Genomic DNA, 16,879 nt, shown 5'->3' on the forward strand with positions numbered 1-16,879 from the left:
CGATCAGGTCCGGTAGCGCTCGGACAGGGCCAAGAGCTGGCGCGACAGGTCCGACAGGTTGGCGGCGGCCTCGTCCAGCTGACGGGTGCCGGCGGCGGTCTGCTGGCTGGCCTGGCGGATGTTCTGCAGCGCGCCCATCACCTGCTCGATGCCCAGTTGCTGCTGGTTGGTCGAGGCGACGATCTGCTGGAAGGTCTGCACGCTTTCCTGCACCCGGCCGGTGATCTCGGTGATCGTGCGCTGGGTGGTGTCGGTGCGCTCCTTGCCGGCGGCCACGCGCTTGACGGCCTCTTCGGTCAGCATGACCGAGGCGTTGATGCCGCGCTGGATGTCGCCGAGGATCGAGCGCACCTGGGTGGTGGCTTCCTTGGCCTGGTCGGCCAGCATCTTCATCTCCGAGGCCACGACCGCGAAGCTGCGGCCGTTCTCGCCGGCCGAGGCCGCCTCGATGGCGGCGTTCAGGGCCAGCAGGTGCGAGCGTTCGGAGATGTCGTTGACGGTGGCGATGATGTCGCCGATCGCCTGGGTCTTCTCCGACAGGGCGACGATGTTCTCGGCGACGGCCTCGGCCTGCTCGCGGATGGCGTCCATGGCCTTGGCGGTCTCGTCGACGGCGCGAAGGCCCTCATTGCTGGTGTGGGCGGTGGCCTGGGCCGAAGCGATGACTTCCTGGGCGCGCTTGCCGATCTGGGCGCCGGAGTGGGTGATCTCGTCGACGGTTGCGGCGGTCTCCTGCACGGCGGCCAGCTGTTCCTCGACGCTGGCGGCCTGCTCCTGGGTCGAGGCGCGGATCTCGGCGGTGGCGGCGTTGAGGTTCTCGGTGGCCTCGCGGCTCTGGCGGGCCAGCACGACCAGGCCGTCGACCATGGTGTTGAGCGTGCCGCCCAGCTTGCCGAGCTCGTCATTGCTGACGGCGGCCGCGCGGCCGGTCAGGTCGCCTTCGCCCACCTTGCCGACGAAGCCCATGAATGCGCCCAGCGGCCCGACGATCGAGCCCCGGATCGCCCAGGTGATCGCGCCCGAGATCACGGCGGCCACGATCAGGGCGACGATGATCGACACCTGGCTGACCTTGTAGACGTCGTTGATGCGGCGCTGACCCGAGAGGATGGCGTCGTCCAGCACATCCTCGGCGCCCTGGATGCCGCGGCCGAACTCGCCGCGACGCTGGACGAGGGCGGTCTGTGCGGCGGCCACGCCTGCGCTGTCGTTGCGGCGGATGGCGCTGAACAGGTTCTCGGTGTCGGTCCGTCCCTGGCGCGAGGAAGCGGCGGTCTGGTTCAGGTAGTCCTCGATGCGGCGCCAAGCGTCGGCGCGCTCGGCCGACAGGGCGGTCTGGCGATAGTCGCGAGCGGCCGAGGCCGCCTTTTCCAGCGCCGTGTCCATGTCGACGCCGCGCTGGCGCCAGCGGGTGACGGGGTCTTCCTCGTTGCCGCCCGCGCCGCCGGCCGAGCGCGACAGGTAGCTGGTGATCACCGCGTCGCTGGCCGCGCGCATCTCGTTGGCGGTGGTGCGGATCTGGGCGACCTGGCGGACCACGGCCATGTCGCGGGTGACGATGGTCTCGGTGGTGTCCTTGACCACGCCGATCTGGACGAGGCCGAACAGGCCCACGCCCAGGAGCAGGACGGTGACGGCCGCGAAGCCGAGGATGATGCGGTTGGCGATGGTCACTAGGCTCTTGCCCCCAAGGCGGCGGAAAGGTGGTCGACGACGAGGTCGTCGAGATGAAGAAGGGTGACGGTGCGGCCGGCGAGATCGCCGGAGCCTTCGGCCACGACGCCGCGCGCGCCGCCCTCGAAGGCGTCGCCGCCGGGCGCCTCGCGGGAGGCCCTGGCGGCGCCGGGGGCTGCGTCCACGCGCAAGGCCATATTCCCCGCCCCGCGCAGGGCGACGATGAAGCCGGGGGCGTCGGGCGCCGCGGGCGCGCCGCCGGTCAGACGGGAAAGGTCGAGCACGCGGCGCAGTCGACCCTCGACGCTGGCCAGCCCCAGAAGGCCAGGACGGCCGCCGGCCGGTGTCAGGCGGCGAGGCTCGAACGGGGTCACGCGCTCCACGGCGGCCAGCGGCAGGGCGAAGAGGCCCGCGCCGGCCTGGCACAGCAGCACGTCTTCCAGCGGCGTTTCGGGTTGGGGCGCGGTCCGGCGCTGCGCCAGCCGACGGGTGCGCGCCGCCAGGATCGCCTGGGCGCGCGCATCGTCCAGAAGTCCCCCCAATCCGTCGCCGGATACGGCGTCGGCCTTACTCATCTCGTTCTTACACCCCCACGAGCGACTGCAGCAGCAGACGGACGCTCTTGCGCAGCTGGCCGGCGTCCAGACCTGCGCCGTGGGCCAAACGCGTATCCGGCGGAACGGTTCCGGCGATCTGGGCGGCGGTCTTCAGCGAACGGGCGGCGGCCTTGCTTCGTCCGCGCTCCAGCAGCAGCAGGCCCAGGTGATAGTGCGCCAGGGCGAAGCTGCGATCGAGATAAAGAGCCCGCTTGAAAGCCGCCTCGGCCGGAGCCGAACGCCCCAGCGCTTGCAGCACCAGGCCGTCGTGTAGATGCAGGGCCGGATCCTCGGGCGCCAGCGCCAGGGCCTGCCGGCAGGCGGCCTCGGCGGCGAGATAGTCGCCGGCGTCGGCCAGGCGTCGCACGCTCTCCACCAGGTCGGCGACGGGCGGAGCAGGGGAGGGAACGGGCGTCGGGATCGGGGCCGGCCGCCAGCGCGGCGACGGCGCCTCGGCCAGATGCTGGGACGAGGGCTCGGGCTCCGGCGCGGCGAAGACTTCGAAGCTCGGTCCTGGCTGGGCTGGACGCTCCGGATCGGCCGGGCGATAGGCCACCGTGCCGGGCAGTTGGGTCACGTCCAGCAGCTTGCCGAAGGCGGGGTTGGGCTCGGCATGGCCCAGCAGCAGCCAGCCGTCGGCCGCCAGCCGGCTTCCCAGCGCGCCCACGAGCTGCTCGACCACATCGTGGTGGAAGTAGATCAGCACGTTGCGGCACAGGATCAGGTCGAACTCGGTCAGCTCCAGCGGCGGGGCCGGGCCCAGCAGGTCGAGCAGGTTCTGGCGCTCGAACCGCACCAGGCCGCGATAGGGGCTCTTCAGCGTCCAGGTGTTGCGGGCCGTCTCGGTGAACCACTGGGAGCGGTCGGCGTCGCTGACCGCCCGCAGCGCCCAGCGGCCGAACTGCCCCTTGCGCGCGGTCTCCAGGAAGGCGGCGTTGATGTCGCCGCCCAGGATCGATATCCGCCAGTCGCTGATCGCCTCGCCCAGCATCTGCGACAGCAGGATGGCGATCGAATAGGGCTCGGCCCCGGTGGCGCAACCGGCGCTCCAGATGCGGATCCGCTTGTCTTGCGCTCGGCGCTCGAGGATGTCGGGCAGGATCGTCTCGCGCAGCGCCGTGAACTGCTCGGCGTAGCGGAAGAAGAAGGTTTCGCCGATGGTGATCTCGGTCTCGAGCGCCGCCCATTCCGCTTCGCCATCGTCGCCGGAGAGGCGTTTCAGATAGGCGCTGACATCACGGTCACGGTTGGCCAGCAGCCGCCGCTGCACGCGGTCCCACAGCACCTCGTCCTTGTCGGCGTAGTAGTGGTGGCCGGTGCGGGCGATCACCGCGCGCTTGAGACGCTGGAACGGCTCGTCGGCGGCGAGGGCCAATAAGCGAGGGGCCAGGGGGCGCGGGGCCGCCCGGAGCGGTTTCACGCCGGCTCGCTTTCCCAGGCGGCGAGACGCTCCTGGGCCCGGCGGGCGAACTCGTCCAGGCGCGCCTTCTCCTCGGCCAGCAGCAGGTGTTCGGGCGACAGCACAGGCGTCAGCCGACCATCGATCAGGGCGGTCTCGGCGATGCAGCCGCCCAGGCTGTCGGCCTCCTCGACGGCCTGGGTGTCGGGGGCGTGGGCGGCGGCGTCGGTGACGCGGTCGACCAGCAGGGTCACCGACGGCGCGCCGGCCAGGGGGCGCAGGCGGATCAGGTGGCGATAGAGGGCGGGGGCGGGCTCGCCGCCCTCCGACTCCAGAAGGCGGTCCAGCGCCAGGGCCGCGACGGCCTCGCCGCCCAGATTGACGAAGCCGGCCAGAACGCGCGGCGCGCCGGGCGCGGCGACGAGCTCCGGCACGGGCAGGATCTCGGCCACCGCCGCCTGCGGCAGGGCCGCTTCCAGCGCGCCGGCGCGGAAGGTCACATAGAGGCTGCTGGTCATTCCGGGCTCCGCAAAGGATCGATCCTGCCGACGCGCCGGTCAGGCCGGATCGATGCCGATCAGCAGCAAACGCCCGTCTACGGTCAAGGTTGCATCGGGATCGAGGATTAAGGCGTCCTCTGCGGCCAGGACCTGTTTGCCGACCCGGGCGGAAGCGAGCGCGACCAGCACCGTTGTTCGCGTGTTGGCGTTGATCGTCGCCGCGCCGTCGATGCGCTGAACCGAGCCCCGCCAGACGCCCCGCCGGACCATCAGGTTGAGGTCGCGGATCGGGCCGGCGTCCAGCGTCGCGGACGCCGGGGCGTCGCCAGCAAAGGGCAGGGGTTTCGAGGCCTCATCCAGCACGACCTCGCCCTGGCCCTCGATGGTCAGTCGCAGGCCCGCGCCGGCGATTACCGTCAGTACACGGTCGACGCCGGGGAAGACGGAGAACGGACCGGCCGTCGCCACCTGCGCGATGCTCAGCCGCCAGTCGAAGGCGGACAGGTCCGCGCCCGGCGGCTGGGCGGCGATCTCCCAGGTCGTCCCGCCGCCGTTCTTCCAGGGAGATGCGATGCGGCTGGCGGCGGGGAGGAGGCGCACTAGAGAATGCCCGGCAGGTCCAGGCCGTGCTCGCGCGCGCAGTCCTTGGCGATCTCGTAGCCAGCATCCGCGTGGCGCATGACGCCGGTGGCGGGGTCGTTCCACAGCACGCGCTCGATCCGCTTGGCGGCCGCGTCGGTGCCGTCGCAGACGATGACCATGCCCGAGTGCTGCGAGAAGCCCATGCCGACCCCGCCGCCATGGTGCAGGGAGACCCAGGTGGCGCCCGAGGCGGTGTTGAGCAGGGCGTTCAGCAGCGGCCAGTCCGACACGGCGTCCGAGCCGTCCATCATCGCTTCGGTCTCGCGGTTGGGCGAGGCGACCGAGCCGCTGTCGAGGTGGTCGCGGCCGATGACGACGGGGGCCTTCAGCTCGCCCTTGGCGACCATTCCGTTGAAGGCCAGGCCCAGGCGGTGGCGATCGCCCAGGCCGACCCAGCAGATACGCGCCGGCAGGCCCTGGAACTTGATCCGCGCGCCGGCCATGTCGAGCCAGTTGTGCAGGTGCGGATTGTCGGGGATCAGTTCCTTGACCTTGGCGTCGGTCCTGGCGATGTCGTCCGGATCACCCGACAGCGCCGCCCAGCGGAACGGGCCGATGCCGCGGCAAAACAGCGGGCGGATATAGGCCGGTACGAAGCCGGGGAAGTCGAAGGCGTTCGCCACGCCTTCCTCCAGCGCCATCTGGCGGATGTTGTTGCCGTAGTCGACGGTGGGCACGCCGGCGGCCTGGAAGTCGAGCATGGCCTGAACGTGCACGGCCATCGAGGCGCGGGCGGCCTTGTCGACGCCGGCCGGATCGCGCTCACGGGCGTCCATCCACTGCTCCAGCGTCCAGCCCGCCGGCAGGTAGCCGTTGATGGGATCATGGGCGCTGGTCTGGTCGGTCAGGAGATCGGGGCGGATGCCGCGCGCGTACATCTGCGGCAGCAGTTGCGCGGCGTTGCCCAGCAGGCCCACCGAGATCGGGGTCTTGGCGGCGCACGACTCCTCGATCCAGGCCAGGGCCTCGTCGAGGCTGTCGGTCGACCTGTCGAGATAGCCGGTGCGCAGGCGCATCTCGATCCGCGAGGGCTGGCATTCGATGGCCAGGCACGATGCCCCGGCGAACACCGAGGCCAGCGGTTGCGCCCCGCCCATGCCGCCCAGGCCCGCGGTCAGCAGCCACTTTCCGGAAAGATCGCCGGCATAATGCTGGCGGCCCATCTCGACGAAGGTCTCGTAGGTGCCCTGCACGATGCCCTGAGCGCCGATATAGATCCACGAGCCGGCGGTCATCTGGCCGTACATGGCCAGGCCCTTCTTATCGAGCTCGTTGAAGTGCTCCCAGTTGGCCCAGCGCGGCACCAGGTTGGAGTTGGCGATCAGCACCCGTGGGGCGTCGGCATGGGTGCGGAACACGCCGACCGGCTTGCCCGACTGCACCAGCAGCGTCTGGTCGTCCTCCAGCCGGCGCAGGGTCTCGACGATCTTGTCGTAGCTCTCCCAGTCGCGGGCGGCGCGGCCGATGCCGCCATAGACCACCAGTTCCTCGGGCCGCTCGGCGACGTCGGGATGCAAGTTGTTCATCAGCATCCTGAGCGGCGCTTCGGTCAGCCAGGACTTGGCGGTGAGCTCGGTTCCGGTGGCGGGGCGGATGACGCGGGTGTTGTCGAGGCGGGTCATGGATGACGGGGCTCTGGCGGGGAATGGGGAACGAACTCCTCCCCCGCGACGCGGGGGAGGGGGACCGCGAAGCGGTGGAGGGGGCGTGATTGGGCGCCGAGCTTGAACTCGCCCCCTCCGTCACGGCGCGTATTCGCGCCGCGCCACCTCCCCCGTTTCACGGGGGAGGAGCTGATGAAGCGAAGTCGACGCAGGCCTTCAGCACGTCGCCCAGCACGCTGCGCATCGGCGCGGCCTTCTGCGGGCGGTAGGGCGAGGGCCAGGACTGCGGGGTGATGCGGGGCGAGGGGTCGTCGATATAGCCGCGACAGGCCAGCTCCATCTGCACGGCGTGGATGCCGCGCTCGGGCTTGCCGTAGTGGCGCGTGATCCAGCCGCCCTTGAAGCGGCCGTTGGTCACCATCGGCAGGCCCGAGCTTTCGCAGGCGGCCTCGACGGCGGCGGCCAGGGCCCGGTCGCAGCTCTGGCCCGAGTTCGTGCCGATGTTGAACACCGGCAGTTCGCCCGGAAACAGCCTGGGCGCGCGCGAGCGGATCGAATGGGCATCGTACAGGACGACCTTGCCATGCAGCGCCAGCAGCCGGTCGATCTCGGCCCGCAGGGCCGCGTGATAGGGAATGAACCAGCGCTCGCGGCGGGCGGCGATCTCGGCCTCGTCCGGCTCGAAGCCCTCGGCGTAGAGCCGCTCGCCGTCGAAGGTGTCGGTGGGGCAGAGCGCGGTGGTCGCCATGCCTGGATAGAGCGAGGCGCCCGACGGGTCGCGGTTGACGTCGATCACCGTGCGGGAAACGGCCGTCCGCACGGTCGTCGCGCCCAGGTCGTCGGCGAAGTTGTAGAGCCGCTCGATCCACCAGTCGGCGTCCTTGCGGGCCAGCCAGGGCGAGACGAGGCGCTTCTCGATGTCCTCGGGGATGAAGGATCCCGAGTGGGGGATGCTGACGATCAGGGGCGCGTCGCCCCGCCAGACTTCCAGCCAGTCGCTGCTCATGTGGTCGCTCCGGGCAAGGGAACGCCGGCCGCCGCGTCGATGATCGCGCCGGTCCGCACCAGGATGTTGGCCGCTTCCATGTCGGGATGGAAGTGACGGTCGTCCGACAGGTGCGGAACCTTGCTCCGCACCGTGCCCCGCACCGCCTCGAGGACGGCGCTGGAGGTCAGCGGCGCGTGGAAGTCGCAGCCCTGCGCGGCGGCCAGCAATTCAATGCCGATCACCGCCGTCGCGTTCTCGACCATCGACAGCAGGCGGCGCGCGCCGTGGGCGGCCATCGACACGTGGTCTTCCTGGTTGGCTGAGGTCGGGATGGAGTCGACACTGGCCGGATAGGCCTTCTGCTTGTTCTCCGACACCAGGGCGGCGGCCGTGACCTGCGGGATCATGAAGCCGGAGTTGAGGCCGGGCCTTGGCGTCAGGAAGGCCGGCAGGCCCGACAGCGCCGGATCCACCAGCATGGCAATGCGGCGCTCGCTGATCGAGCCGATCTCGCAGACCGCCAGGGCGATCATGTCGGCGGCGAAGGCCACCGGCTCGGCGTGGAAGTTGCCGCCGGACAGGGCCTCGTCCGCTTCCGGAAATATCAGCGGGTTGTCCGAAACGCCGTTGGCCTCGGTGGCGAGGGTCGTGGCCGCCTGGCGCAGCACGTCCAGCGCCGCGCCCATCACCTGCGGCTGGCAGCGCAGGCAGTAGGGGTCCTGCACGCGCTCGTCCTCCTTGAGGTGCGAGGCGCGGATGCCGGAGGACGCCATCAGGCTGCGCAGGGCCGCGGCGGTCTCGATCTGGCCTGCGTGGCGGCGAAGCTGGTGGATGCGTGGATCGAACGGGGTGTCCGAACCCTTGGCGGCCTCGGTCGACAGGGCACCGGTGACCAGGGCCGACTGGAACAGCACCTCGGCCTCGAACAGGCCGGCCAGGGCGTTGGCGGTCGAGAACTGGGTGCCGTTCAGCAAGGCCAGGCCTTCCTTGGGGCCAAGCTCCACGGGGGCGAGGCCCGCGCGGCTCAGGGCTTCCAGCGCGGGCTTGCGCACGCCGCCGACATCGATTTCGCCGACCCCGATCATGGTCGCGGCCATGTGTGAGAGGGGCGCCAGGTCGCCCGATGCGCCGACAGAGCCCTGGCTCGGCACCACCGGCGTCAGGCCCAGTTCGAGCATCGCTTCGAGCAGCTTCACCGTCTCGACCCGCACGCCCGAGGCGCCTTGCGCCAGGCTGGCCAGCTTCAGGGCCATCATCAGGCGGATCACCGGAACCGGCGACGGCTCGCCCGTACCGGCGGCGTGGGACAGCACGATGTTGCGTTGGAGCGTCGCCAGGTCCTCGTCGCCGATGCGCACGCTGGCCAGTTTCCCAAAGCCGGTATTGATGCCGTAGACCGGCTGGCCCTTGGCCAGGATGCGGGTCACCGCCGCCGCGCTGGCCTCGATCACCGGCCAGGCATGGTCCGCCAGGCGCGCGGCCGCGCCGCGATAGACGGACTTCCATTGGGCGAGGCTGACCTCGCCGGGATGCAGGACTTCGGTGTTCACGAAACGGCGCTCCAGACGCGCGCATGGAGCGGGTTGAAGCCCATGCGGTAGACAAGTTCGGCGGGACGCTCGATGTCCCAGATGGCGAGGTTGCAGGCCTTGCCGGCTTCCAGGGTTCCCCGGTCGGCCAGCACGCCGAGCGCCCGGGCGGCCTGCCGGGTGACGCCGGCCAGGCACTCGTCCACCGTCAGGCGAAAGAGGGTGGCGGCCATGTTCATGGTCAGCAGCAGGCTGGTCAGCGGCGAGGTGCCGGGGTTGCAGTCGGTTGCGAGCGCCAATGGCACGCCGGCCGCACGCAGGGCTTTGAGCGGCGGCAGCTTGGTCTCGCGCACGAAGTAGTAGGCGCCGGGCAGCAGCACCGCCGTCGTGCCCGCCCTGGCCATGGCGGCGATCCCGGCCTCGTCCAGATGCTCCAGGTGATCGGCCGACAGCGCCCCGAACTCGGCGGCCAGGGCCGCGCCGTGCAGGTTCGACAACTGCTCGGCGTGCAGCTTCACCGGCAGGCCGTGGGCGCGGGCGGTTTCGAACACCCGGCGGATCTGGGCGGGCGAAAAGCCTATGCCCTCGCAGAAGCCGTCCACCGCGTCGGCCAGCCCCTCGGCGGCCACGGCGGGGATCATCTCGCGGCAGACGAGGTCGACATAGCCGTCGGCGTTCCCTTTGAACTCCGGCGGCAGGGCGTGGGCGCCCAGGAAGGTGGTCTTGACCGAGACGGCGCGCGCCCTGGCCAGGGCCCGGGCGGCGCGCAGGCTCTTGAGTTCGTGTTCCAGCGACAGGCCGTAGCCGGACTTCACTTCGATCGTCGTCAGGCCCTCGGCGATCAGGGCGTCGAGCCGGGGCAGGGCGGCGGCGACCAACTCGCTCTCGCTAGCCTCGCGGGTGGCCCTCATGGTCGAGACGATGCCGCCGCCGGCCCTGGCGATTTCTTCGTACGAAGCGCCGGCCAGCCGCAGTTCGAACTCGTGGGCGCGGTCGCCGCCGAAGATCAGGTGGGTGTGCGGGTCGATCAGGCCCGGCGTGATCCAGCGACCTTCGCAGTCGACGATCTCGGCCGCATCGAAGGCTGGGGCGTCGCTGGCGGGGCCGGCGTAGACGATCCGGCCGTCCTTGGCGGCGATCACGCCGTCCTCGACGACGCCCAGTCCAGGCGCGCCTTCGGCGAGGGTCGCAAGCCGGGCCTTGATCCAAACTCGATCGCACCGCATCGCCAGCGCCTCCCGTGACGTCTTGAGTCGTGCTCCGCGACCCTTGCGGCGCGGTTCAATATGTATAGACATATTCGCGAGCGACGAGGATTGTCCAGTGAGCGACGCCGAGAATCTTGAAGGCCCGGAAGAGGCGTCCCCCGAGCTCGCCGAAGAGGCGGTCATCGAGACGTCGAACGAACCCGCGCCTCAGGCGGCTCCCGAGGCTGCCAAGGACATTGTGGTCTGGTGCGAGAGCGCGTTGCTGGCCGACGGCTGGGCCAAGGGTGTTCGCCTGACCCTGTCGGAGGGCCGTATCGCCCGTATCGACATCGACGTCGTCGCCGGTTCTGAGCCTCGTCTGGGCGCGGCCCTGCCGGGCATGCCCAACCTGCACAGCCACGCCTTCCAGCGGGCGATGGCCGGCCTGACCGAGGCGCGCGGCGAGGGAAGCGACAGCTTCTGGACCTGGCGCGAACTGATGTACCGCTTTGTCGAGCGACTGGACCCCGACGCCTTGCAGGCCATCGCCGCCATGGGCCAGGTCGAGATGCTGGAAAGCGGCTTCACCCGCGTCGGCGAGTTCCACTACCTGCATCACGACACCGACGGCGGCGCTTTCGACAACCCGGCCGAGATGGGGGCGAGGATCGCCGCCGCCGCGCAGGAGACGGGCATCGGCCTGACCCTGCTGCCGGTGTTCTACGCCCACTCCGGTTTTGGCGGCGCCGCGCCCGGCGAGGGCCAGAAGCGCTTCGTCACCGACGTCGACGGCTATGCCCGCCTGCTGGAGGCCAGCCGCGCGGCCGTCGCCGGTCTGCCCGATGCGGTGGTCGGCGTCGCGCCGCACAGCCTGCGCGCCGTCACCGCCGAAGAGCTGACCGCGATCACGCCCCTGGCGGCCGGCGGTCCCACTCACATCCACATCGCCGAGCAGACGAAAGAGGTCGACGACTGCCTGGCCGCCACCGGCCAGCGTCCGGTGCGCTGGCTGATGAACCACGCCGACGTCGGCAAGCAGTGGTGCCTGGTCCACGCCACCCACATGAACGCCATGGAGACCGAGCGCCTCGCCAAGAGCGGCGCGGTGGCGGGACTCTGCCCCATCACCGAGGCCAATCTCGGCGATGGCGTCTTCCCCGCCCATGACTACCAAGCCGCCGGCGGCGCCTTCGGGATCGGCTCGGACAGCAACGTGCTGATCGACGCGGCGGAGGAGTTGCGGGTGCTGGAATATTCCCAGCGCCTGACCCGCCGCGCCCGTAACGTGCTGGCCGGCGGTCCCAAGCGCTCGACCGGCGGCGAGCTGTGGCGCGCGGCGGTGGCCGGCGGCAGCCAGGTCCTGGGCGCCGGCCGTCCGGGCCTGCGCCGCGGCGCGCCGGCCGACTTCGTCACGCTGGATCGCGAGCACCCGGCCATCGTCGGGCGCAGCGGCGACGCCCTGGTCGACAGCCTGATCTTCGCCGGCCGCTTTGGGGCGATCGACAGCGTCTGGCGCGCGGGCCGGCCCGTCGTCTCCGGCGGCCGCCACCGGCATCGCGAGGCGATCGCCGAGCGCTATCGCCAGGTGCTCAAGAGCCTGCTGTCGTGAGCGCCGTTCCGCTGCACCAGCGCATCCGCGACGAGATCGAGGGCCTGGTCCGCTCGGGCGCGTGGGCGCCGGGCTATCGCGTGCCGTTCGAAAGCGAGCTGATGGCCCAGTACGGCTGCTCGCGGATGACCGTGAACAAGGCGATGTCGGCGCTGGCCGAGGCCGGGCTGATCGTGCGCCGTCGTCGCGCGGGCTCGTTCGTGGCTCGGCCGAAGGTGCATTCCACCGTCCTCGACATCCCCGACATCCAGGCCGAGATCACTGCGAGGGGCGAGACCTACGCCTTTCGGCTGCTGGCGGCCGAGCGCCGTCCGGCCGATCCCGACGACGGCGACGAGATCGAACTGGCGGGGGAGGGCGAGCTGATCGTGCTGCGCGGCCTGCACATCGCAGGCGGCCGGCCCTTCGCGCTGGAGGACCGGCTGATCAGCCTTTCCGTCGTGCCCGAGGCCGCCACCGCCGATTTCGCCGCCGAGCCGCCTGGCGCCTGGCTGCTGCACCACGTGCCTTGGACGGAAGCGGAAAGCCGGATCAGCGCCGTGGGCGCGGAAGCCTTTGTCGCCGAGCTGCTGGCGCTGGATCCTGGCGCGGCCCTGCTGGCCGTCGAGCGCCGCACCTGGCGGGCCGGCGAGCCGGTCACCCGCGTGCGCCAGCTGTTCCCGGGCGAGGCCTACGACCTGGTCGCCCGCTTCGGCCCCGCGCGTTGACTTCGACACCTCGTCCTTGGCGTTAACGGTCGACGCGCTACACCTTCGGGCGAGCCGCTTGGGCAGGCGGCCGTCTGGGGTATCGCCATCATGAATGAGCAAACGCTGAACCTGCTGCCGGCCGCCGAGGTTCGCCTGCCCGGGCTGGACCTCTGGGACGGCTCGCCTGATCCGCCCCGTCGCGAGGTGCGGATCCTCGACGTGATCCACCGCATGTTCGACTTCGCTGTGGACCGCACCAACACCATCGAGCGGCGGGTGCTGCATCTGCGCGCCCTGCACCTGCTGGACGGCAAGCCTGTGCTGGTCGAAAAGCGCGTCATGCAGGACAGCCTGGTCTTTGCGGCCCTGGGCTCGTCGGAGCGGACCTTCGCCGATCCGCTGCGCGCCTGGAACGCCATCCCCGACATCGCGGCCGGTCGCGCCAAGCTGACCTTCTCCGATACGCGGGCGTTGCCTTGCCAGGGCGAGGAGGCTGGACTTCTGGAAGCGGGCGCCGGCGTTCCCGCGCTGGTCTATCGGCACGAAGCGGCCGACGACGAGCACCAGATATTCTTCAATGTCGAGCAATGCGCCGTGAACCTGAAGCTGCGAACCCTGGAAGGCAAGGCCTACTGGGACTACCTCGACTGACGCCTGCCGGTTGGGCGAAGCGGCAGGAACGTCGATCCTCCGGCGTTCGGCTCGTGCATGCACGCCCAAGCTGTCGTACATCAGCACGCGAGCGCGGGCTGAATCGCGCTTGGGGCGTGCGTGGGGACGTGGCGTGAAGGAACTCGAGGCGATCAGCGGCGGTGCGCTGGGCGGATGGTTGGCGCGGTTCAAGTCGGATGGCCGCTCGAGCCACCCCGCGCCGCCGCCAGGGACCAAGTGCGACAACTGCGAGACCGAACTGGTCGGGCACTTCTGCCACGCCTGCGGCCAGGAAGCCTCCGACCACCACAAGTCGATCCTGCACGTCACCTGGGAAGCCATCGAGGGGATGTTCCACTTCGACGGCCGCCTGTGGCGCACCCTGCCGTGGCTGTTCGCCCGACCCGGCACGCTGAGCCGCGAATATCTCGACGGCAAGCGCGCGCGGCACGTGCCGCCGTTCCGCCTGTTCCTGGTCTCGCTGCTGCTGTTCATCCTGTCGGCCGAGGTTGTGATCCACAAGGCCATGCACGACGCCCAGCACAAGGGCGACCACGCGGCGCAGGGGCAGCACGGCGACGCCAAGGCCGCTCCGCACGGTCCGGCCAAGGCCGACGAGCACGGCAAACCCGTCCCGCCCAGCATCAATGGCAGTGTCAGGGCCATCCCCGGCGAGGTGACCAACGATATCCAGCAGTCGATGAAGGAGGGCGGCCTGCTCTCCGACGGGGTCGACGCGAACGGCAAGCGCACCTTCATCGACGTGGGCGAGGTCGAGCCGACCGAGCGGGCCAAGCTGGAGTGGTTCAACACCCAGCTCAACAAGGTCGTGGCCACGCCCGGCTATTTCGTCGCCGTGGTGTTCGGCTGGGGCCACCGGCTGGCGGTGTTCCTGCTGCCGATCCTCGCCCTCAGCCTGGGCGCCTGCTACTTCTATCGCCGCAAGTTCTACATGTACGACCACCTGATCGTGTCGATGAACTACCTGTCGTTCATCTTCCTGCTGTGGGCGGCGGTGATGATCCTGCCGGCCCCGGCGCGCGACATCGGCGTGCTCGTGGCGCTGCTGTGGGCGCCGGTGAACCTGTTCATGACCCTGCGCGGGGTCTACGGCTCCAACGTCTTCGGCGCCCTGCTCAAGACCGCCATCGTCTGGTTCTCGGCCCAGCTGGCCTTCGTGTTCCTGCTGGCGGGCCTGCTGTGGCTGGGGCTGTCGCAGATCTGACGGCGGTCTGCCGATTTATTGTTCGCGGACGGACTTTATCCCCGGCCGTCCGCGAGGGGTGTCATGACAGCTTTGCAAGCTCCTGATATCCGAACGGCGTGTTGCGGAAATAATCAATAGCCGCAGCCGCTTATACGTAAAAAGGGGATTACTTCTTGTCCAAGACCACCTTCGGCCGGTCGGCGCTGATGCTGACCAGCGCGCTCGGCGCGCTCGCGTTCGGCGCCGCCGCCAACGCCCAGGAAGCCGCCGACTCCACCAGCCTCGAAGAGATCATCGTCACCGCCGAGCGCCGCTCGGTGAACCTGCAGGACACGCCGGTGTCGGTCGGCGTGGTCGCGGGTGACCAGCTGCGCGCCATCCAGGGCGGCGGCGACGACATCATCTCGCTGTCGGGCAAGGTGCCGAGCTTCTACGCCGAGACCACCACGGGCCGCATCTTCCCGCGCTTCTACATCCGCGGCCTGGGCAACATCGACTTCTACCTCGGCGCCTCCCAGCCGGTGTCGATCATCCAGGACGACGTCGTCCTCGAGCACGTGGTGCTGAAGTCGAACCCGGTGTTCGACGTCCAGCAGGTTGAAGTGCTGCGCGGCCCGCAGGGCTCGCTGTTCGGCCGCAACACCACCGCCGGCATCGTCAAGTTCGACACCATCCGCCCGTCGGAAACCTTCCAGGGCCGCGCCAGCGCCTCGTACGGCACCTACGGCACGACCACCTTCGACGGCGGCATCGGCGGCCCGATCGCCGGCGACAAGCTGATGTTCCGTGTCTCGGCCCTGTACCAGCACCGCGACGACTGGGTGGACAACACCTTCGCCGGCACGAGCCTCGACGGCACCGTCACTCCGCGCAAGAACGCCATGGGCGGCTTCGACGAGAAGGATGCGCGCCTGCAGATCCTGGCCAAGCCGACCGAGCAGCTGACGGTCCTGGCCTCGGCCCATGTGCGCAACTACGAGGGGACTTCGACGCTCTTCCTGCGCAACGCCATCAAGAAGGGCTCGAACGTCGTCAACGCCCCGCGCGACAGCGTCGCCTACGACGAAGCGCACGACAATCCGCAGGCCTATGACACAAAGGGCGCCTCGCTGAACGTCGCCTACGACTTCGGCGGCATGACCCTGACCTCGATCAGCGCCTACGAGACCACCAGCGGCTACAGCCGCGGCGACACCGACGGCGGCGCCGGCGCCAACTTCCCGGTCGGCGGCGTGGCCAACGGCTTTGGCCAGTCGATGGGCCAGATCCGCGACCTTGACCAGCTGACCCAGGAAATCCGCCTGGCCAGCAACGGCGAGGACCGCCTGAAGTGGCAGGTCGGCGCGCTGTATTTCGACTCGCGCGACACCACCGATTTCTACCAGCGCGGCTACTTCCTCAACACCGGCGTGGCGGCCCGTAACCCCAACAACTGGGTGCGCCTGAACAACCTCAACACCTCGTGGGCCCTGTTCGGCCAGGTCAGCTACAAGGTGACCGACGCCCTGACCATCACGGCCGGCGCGCGCGACACCTACGATGCCAAGAAGACCCGCCTGGCCAAGACCTCGCTGACCGCCGCCGGCGCCGACACCTATGCCGGCCGTCGCTTCGTGCGCCTGTCGGACGAGCAGCCCAGCTGGGACCTGAGCGCCCTCTACGAAGTGAACCCCGACCTCAGCGTCTATGCGCGCGTGGCCAAGGGCTTCCGCGGCCCGACCATCCAGGGCCGTTCGGCGGTGTTCAACTCCGACTTCACCACGGCCGACTCCGAGACGATCCTGTCGTGGGAAGCCGGCTTCAAGAGCGTCCTGCTCGACAACAGCCTGCGCCTGAACGCCTCGGCCTTCACCTACAAGGTCAGCGACATCCAGCTGAACGGCAACGACGCCAATGGCAACGGCGTGCTGTTCAACGCCGATGAGGCCAAGGCCTACGGCATGGAAGCCGACGCCGAGTGGCGCCCGATCGCCAACCTGACCCTGACGGCGGGCCTCAGCCTGCTGCACAGCGAGATCAACGACAAGCGGGTCTACGCCCAGGTCTGCGCGCTCAACAGCGTCGTGGTTTGCACGGTCAAGACGCCGACGATCGCGATCCCGGGGGCCTTCGGCACCAACTACTTCACCCAGATCGACGGCCAGCCGCTGCCCAACGCGCCCGAGTACAACCTCAGCTTCACGGCGCGCTACGAGCTGCCGGTGGGCGCCGACGGCAAGCTGTTCGCCGCCACTGACTGGAACAAGCAGGGCTATACGAACTTCGTGCTGTACGACACGGCCGAGTTCTACTCGAAGGGCAACTTCGAAGGCGGGCTCAAGCTCGGCTACGAAGGCGGAAACGGCGCCTACGAGGTCGCCCTGTTCGGCCGCAACATCACCAACGAGAAGAACCTCAAGGGCGTGATCGAGAACTACATGGCGGCCGTCTACAACGAGCCGCGCATCGTCGGGATCTCGCTCAGCGCCAAGCTGCGTTGATCCTGAGCTGACGGACTAGAAGAGCGCCCTCCGAGCTTCGGTTCGGGGGGCGTTTTTCGTTTCTGGATCCTCCCCCTCCGGGGGAGGCGGCCCGTAGGGCCGGAGGGGGGAAGTTCTCAGCTTC

General features: G+C 69.8%; 14 protein-coding genes and 1 pseudogene. 6 read left to right on the forward strand and 9 right to left on the reverse strand.

The annotated features are described in order from the left end of the window. Positions 1-3: 3 nt before the first annotated feature. The 6 genes from SGCZBJ_RS11100 to hutU are packed head-to-tail and all read right to left on the reverse strand — an operon-like array spanning position 4 to position 6,433. A complete protein-coding gene (locus tag SGCZBJ_RS11100) occupies positions 4-1,674 on the reverse strand; it encodes a methyl-accepting chemotaxis protein (protein ID WP_101718068.1) in 1,671 nt (556 codons plus the stop codon). Then, the gene (locus tag SGCZBJ_RS11105; RefSeq protein ID WP_101718069.1) at positions 1,674-2,249 is read right to left on the reverse strand and encodes a chemotaxis protein CheW; all 576 of its coding nucleotides are present in this window, start codon (positions 2,247-2,249) and stop codon (positions 1,674-1,676) included. Before SGCZBJ_RS11105 ends, SGCZBJ_RS11100 begins: the two co-directional genes overlap by 1 nt. Positions 2,250-2,256: 7 nt before the next feature. Beyond that, complete coding sequence (locus SGCZBJ_RS11110) at positions 2,257-3,645, reverse strand: CheR family methyltransferase (protein ID WP_205685370.1); 1,389 nt, start codon at positions 3,643-3,645, stop codon at positions 2,257-2,259. Positions 3,646-3,686: 41 nt separating this feature from the next. Beyond that, positions 3,687-4,187, reverse strand: a complete 501-nt coding sequence (locus SGCZBJ_RS11115; protein ID WP_101718070.1) for a chemotaxis protein CheW — start codon at positions 4,185-4,187, stop codon at positions 3,687-3,689. A 39-nt stretch (positions 4,188-4,226) separates the two neighbouring features. Beyond that, positions 4,227-4,769, reverse strand: coding sequence for a HutD/Ves family protein (locus SGCZBJ_RS11120; RefSeq protein ID WP_101718071.1), 543 nt, complete (start codon positions 4,767-4,769; stop codon positions 4,227-4,229). Further along, positions 4,769-6,433, reverse strand: a complete 1,665-nt coding sequence (gene hutU / locus SGCZBJ_RS11125; RefSeq protein WP_101718072.1) for a urocanate hydratase — start codon at positions 6,431-6,433, stop codon at positions 4,769-4,771. Before hutU ends, SGCZBJ_RS11120 begins: the two co-directional genes overlap by 1 nt. Positions 6,434-6,456: 23 nt before the next feature. Between hutU and SGCZBJ_RS26080 the strand changes: the two are divergent. After that, positions 6,457-6,604 (forward strand): annotated as a pseudogene (locus SGCZBJ_RS26080) (hypothetical protein); the annotation flags it as partial. Here the strand turns inward: SGCZBJ_RS26080 and hutG are convergent. Genes hutG through hutI form a run of 3 tightly spaced genes read right to left on the reverse strand, consistent with a single transcriptional unit; the run spans position 6,591 to position 10,158 of the window. Then, complete coding sequence (gene hutG / locus SGCZBJ_RS11130; protein ID WP_101718073.1) at positions 6,591-7,421, reverse strand: N-formylglutamate deformylase; 831 nt, start codon at positions 7,419-7,421, stop codon at positions 6,591-6,593. The pseudogene SGCZBJ_RS26080 and the gene hutG overlap by 14 nt on opposite strands. Further along, positions 7,418-8,968, reverse strand: a complete 1,551-nt coding sequence (hutH, locus tag SGCZBJ_RS11135) for a histidine ammonia-lyase (RefSeq protein ID WP_420808159.1) — start codon at positions 8,966-8,968, stop codon at positions 7,418-7,420. The genes hutG and hutH overlap by 4 nt, the downstream gene beginning before the upstream one ends. Further along, a complete protein-coding gene (hutI, locus tag SGCZBJ_RS11140) occupies positions 8,950-10,158 on the reverse strand; it encodes an imidazolonepropionase (RefSeq protein ID WP_101718075.1) in 1,209 nt (402 codons plus the stop codon). The genes hutH and hutI overlap by 19 nt, the downstream gene beginning before the upstream one ends. 217 nt (positions 10,159-10,375) lie before the next feature. Between hutI and SGCZBJ_RS11145 the strand changes: the two genes are divergently transcribed. The 5 genes from SGCZBJ_RS11145 (at position 10,376) to SGCZBJ_RS11165 (ending at position 16,755) form a co-directional block, all read left to right on the forward strand. Continuing rightward, positions 10,376-11,728, forward strand: coding sequence for a formimidoylglutamate deiminase (locus SGCZBJ_RS11145; protein WP_240621483.1), 1,353 nt, complete (start codon positions 10,376-10,378; stop codon positions 11,726-11,728). Then, the gene (hutC, locus tag SGCZBJ_RS11150) at positions 11,725-12,435 is read left to right on the forward strand and encodes a histidine utilization repressor (protein ID WP_101718077.1); all 711 of its coding nucleotides are present in this window, start codon (positions 11,725-11,727) and stop codon (positions 12,433-12,435) included. Before SGCZBJ_RS11145 ends, hutC begins: the two co-directional genes overlap by 4 nt. Positions 12,436-12,525: 90 nt before the next feature. Next, the gene (locus tag SGCZBJ_RS11155) at positions 12,526-13,068 is read left to right on the forward strand and encodes a UTRA domain-containing protein (protein WP_101718078.1); all 543 of its coding nucleotides are present in this window, start codon (positions 12,526-12,528) and stop codon (positions 13,066-13,068) included. A gap of 133 nt (positions 13,069-13,201) precedes the next feature. Beyond that, positions 13,202-14,293, forward strand: coding sequence for a DUF3667 domain-containing protein (locus tag SGCZBJ_RS11160; protein WP_240621480.1), 1,092 nt, complete (start codon positions 13,202-13,204; stop codon positions 14,291-14,293). Positions 14,294-14,481: 188 nt separating this feature from the next. Then, complete coding sequence (locus SGCZBJ_RS11165) at positions 14,482-16,755, forward strand: TonB-dependent receptor (protein WP_101718101.1); 2,274 nt, start codon at positions 14,482-14,484, stop codon at positions 16,753-16,755. Positions 16,756-16,879: the final 124 nt, after the last annotated feature.

It is taken from the genome of Caulobacter zeae (assembly GCF_002858925.1).
In the GTDB taxonomy this organism is placed as follows: Bacteria; Pseudomonadota; Alphaproteobacteria; order Caulobacterales; family Caulobacteraceae; genus Caulobacter; species Caulobacter zeae.